The following is a 3115-nucleotide window of genomic DNA, read 5'->3' as shown; positions in this document are numbered from 1 at the left end:
GTAAGCGTCGCTCTGAGGCCCATTTGATTGGTGCTTGACGTCTATTTTGAACGCGTGGTGCGCCGGCGCGGCTTCCATATTTCCGACAATGCGTTGACGGCGGCCTCGAGCGCCTTCCGGTCGACGACGTTGGGATCAAACTGCTCAGGGCCCCAGAGGCGCATTTGTTCGTGCTCCGGATGGGTGGGGTCGCGGATGGCGTCGAGGTATTCGGTATAGCCTGACGCACCGCCGACATCTTCCGGAGGACAACGGCCGGCGGCCTCGAGCAAGAGGGGAAGTCCCTCCGTTGTCGTGTTGTCGAACCACTTTTCGAGCTTGATCACGTGATCCCAGCTGTCGCCGAAGTCGCAGAGATAATGGATCGTTTTCGCGCCGGTCTCGTGAACGATATTGGAGAGCCGCGTCTTGCGAGCATCGATGGGCTGAGGGCCAAAATCTCCATCGGGATCAGGGATACCCCAACGTCCTTCGCCAGCCAAAAACTCGAAGAGATGGCTATTCGTCCAGCCAAACGCCGCCTGAAGCGTCAGATGCAGCCGATCAAGGCGCAGCGTGAGCGGCACGACAAGGCATCGCATCACCTCCGGTTTCACGTCCTTGAGAGTCACCTTGATCCGGACCGCGGTCGTGCTGAGGCTCATGCCGCAAGCCTCGGATCTTGTGCATGCATCGTATAGGTCGATGCCCAGGGAAGCAGTTCGTCCAGCCGTGCCGCCGGCCAGCCATTGACGAGCTTTGCGAGAACGTCGGCAAGCCAATACTCGGCGCTGACGCCGTTGAGCTTACAGGTCTCAATGAGCGACGCCAGCAATGCCCAATTCTCAGCACCCTCGTCACACCCGGCGAACAGGGCGTTCTTGGCATTGAGCTTGATCGGCCGCATCGCACGCTCGACTGCGTTGGTGTCCATTTCGATGCGCCCGTCATCAAGGTAGAGCGTCAAGCCGTCCCAATGACGCAGTGCATACCGTAAAGCTTTCGCCGTCTCACTCTTCTGCGCGAGGTGACCAAGCTTCGCCTCAAACCACTGCTTCAAGGCTGCAGCCAACGGCCGGGCATGCGCCTGCCGGCCCGCGCGGCGCGCGGCGTCAGATCGGCCACGGAGGGCTTTCTCGACCGCGTAGAGCTGGGCGATGCGCTCGAGGGCCTCGCGGGCAACCGGCGCCGGCGCCGGCGAAGCCTCGCGCTCGATCTTCACAAACTGGCGCCGGAGATGCGACCAGCAGAATGCGAGCGTCCCGGACAAGGCGTCCGCACGCGTCTCTCGCATCATGGTCTTGTAAGCCTGATAGCCGTCGCAGTGGATGATGCCGCGATAGCCTTCGAGCAGTCGCAAGCCATGAACGGCGCCGCGGCCTGGTGCATAGGCATAGACCACGCCGGGCGGATCAGGCCCGGCCCAAGGCCTGTCATCGCGCGACAGCGCCCAGAAGTAGCCGGTTTTGGTCCTGCCGCGCCCGGGATCCAGCACCGGCGCCGGGGTCTCATCGACACAGAGCTGCGGAGAGGCGAGTAGAAGCTCGCGCAGGCGATGCCACAAGGGCTTCAATTCCTGGGCGGCGTAGCCGACCCAGAAGGCGAGCGTGGAACGGTCGATGGCGATACCGTGCGTCGCCAGCATCTGCGTCTGGCGGTAAAGCGGCAAATGCCAATGATACTTGGCATCGATCACATGCGCGACGAGCCGCTCGGTCGGCAGTCCTCCCCTGATCAATCGCTCGGGAGCAGCATGCTGGAGGACGACGCCGTGACAGGCGCGGCAGGCCAGTTTGGGGCGGCGGGTGACGATAACGCGATACTGCGCCGGTACGACGTCCAGCCTCTGGCTCTCATCGTGACCGATCTCAAAAAGGTCGCCTGCGCAGCACGGGCAGCAGGTTGCAGCGGGCATCAGGGTCTCGATGATGCGCGGCAAATGCTCCGGCAGCTTGCCACGATTGGCCCTGCGCTCGGCAGCTCTCTTCTCGCGTGTTTTGGGATTGGCGCGGTCCTCGGCTGCTTCGAGAGCCGCGACAGCCTGATCGATATCCTCCAGAACAAGCTGGAGCTGATCACCGTCAAGCTTTTCCGACGATCGACCGAACTGCGCGTCTTTTGCAAGCTTGAGCAACCGCTCGAGCCTGGCGCAGCGATCCAGCAGAGCCGCGGCAAAGACGCGCAACTCGGCTGGATCGCTCGGCAGTTCATCAGGCAAATCACTCATTGGCCCGAGTCTGTCATGCTTCGCGCCCCGATGCAGCGAAGATTTTATGTCCTACGCAAGCGCTTTCGGCTGCGGGATTCGAGGCGCATGCATGCGTGTCCAATCCATGCCGGCCAGAAGCGCGGACAACTGCGCGGCGTTCATTCGCATGACGCCGTCAACGACCGGCGGCCACTTGAAGGCGCTGCCCTCAAGCCGCTTCCAATACAGCACGAGGCCACTACCATCCCAGACAACAATCTTCACCCGATCAGCGCGCTTCGCACGGAAGACCACCGCCACGCCCTTCATCGGATCGTGGCCCAGCGTCTCCTTCGCCAACAACGCCAGGCCATCTGCGCCCTTCCTGAAGTCTACAGGTCGGGTCGCAACATAAATCATGAGGCCAGCGGGAGCCGTCAGCATGAACGTGTCCGGCGCAACGCAACAAACACATCACTCAACACGGCAAGGCCAGGCGTCCCTCGCACCTCAACTCGTGCCCCATGGAGCTCAACCGTCACAACGGCTGGTTCCGGCGACCCGGAGGGAGCTGCAGCCACCGATGGCGACGATTCCGACACCAATGGCACAAACGACAGTGCTCCCCCCGCAGCTGGCAGCACCAGTTGACCTGAACGCGCCCGGCGCCGCCAGTCATGCACCTGCTGGGACCGGCAGCCATGGCGACGTGCGACATCTGTTACGATCGCGCCCGGCTCGAGACTGTCCGCGACGATCTGCCCCTTCAAATCATCCGGCCACTGCTTACGGCCTGCGCCGGCGTACACTTCGATACGCTGTGTCAATGGTCGTCTTATGTCGTCCGAATGGTCGTCCATTGTGAGCACCCTTGCAGAAGATGGCTCTTCTAACGGCGCTCCCAAGATCGCGCACAGACAATCTAAAGGGCCGCGGCGCTACGCTTAC

Annotated in this window: 4 protein-coding genes; all 4 read right to left on the bottom strand. The window is 62.4% G+C overall.

All coding sequences use genetic code 11. The features are described 5' to 3' along the window. Positions 1 to 41: 41 nt before the first annotated feature. The 4 genes from AC0L3J_RS36885 to tnpA are packed head-to-tail and all read right to left on the bottom strand — an operon-like array spanning position 42 to position 3027. Positions 42 to 644, bottom strand: a complete 603-nt coding sequence (locus AC0L3J_RS36885; RefSeq protein ID WP_473350359.1) for a plasmid pRiA4b ORF-3 family protein — start codon at positions 642 to 644, stop codon at positions 42 to 44. Next, entirely contained in the window at positions 641 to 2206 is a 1566-nt protein-coding gene (gene tnpC / locus AC0L3J_RS36880) for an IS66 family transposase (RefSeq protein WP_473350358.1), read from the bottom strand. Before tnpC ends, AC0L3J_RS36885 begins: the two co-directional genes overlap by 4 nt. 51 nt (positions 2207 to 2257) lie before the next feature. Continuing rightward, the gene (tnpB, locus tag AC0L3J_RS36875) at positions 2258 to 2611 is read right to left on the bottom strand and encodes an IS66 family insertion sequence element accessory protein TnpB (RefSeq protein WP_091898177.1); all 354 of its coding nucleotides are present in this window, start codon (positions 2609 to 2611) and stop codon (positions 2258 to 2260) included. After that, positions 2605 to 3027 (bottom strand): IS66-like element accessory protein TnpA, encoded by a 423-nt coding sequence (tnpA, locus tag AC0L3J_RS36870; protein ID WP_473350356.1) that lies wholly within the window; start codon positions 3025 to 3027, stop codon positions 2605 to 2607. Before tnpA ends, tnpB begins: the two co-directional genes overlap by 7 nt. Between the last annotated feature and the right edge of the window lie 88 nt (positions 3028 to 3115).

The organism is Bradyrhizobium sp. Kon37, assembly GCF_055807535.1.
This window is presented reverse-complemented; position numbering and strand designations above follow the sequence as displayed.

Coding starts and splice junctions, on each gene's coding strand:
- AC0L3J_RS36885 (WP_473350359.1), bottom strand. CDS start 644: ATGAGCCTCAGCACGACCGCGGTCCGGATCAAGGTGACTCTCAAGGAC.
- tnpC (WP_473350358.1), bottom strand. CDS start 2,206: ATGAGTGATTTGCCTGATGAACTGCCGAGCGATCCAGCCGAGTTGCGC.
- tnpA (WP_473350356.1), bottom strand. CDS start 3,027: ATGGACGACCATTCGGACGACATAAGACGACCATTGACACAGCGTATC.
- tnpB (WP_091898177.1), bottom strand. CDS start 2,611: ATGCTGACGGCTCCCGCTGGCCTCATGATTTATGTTGCGACCCGACCT.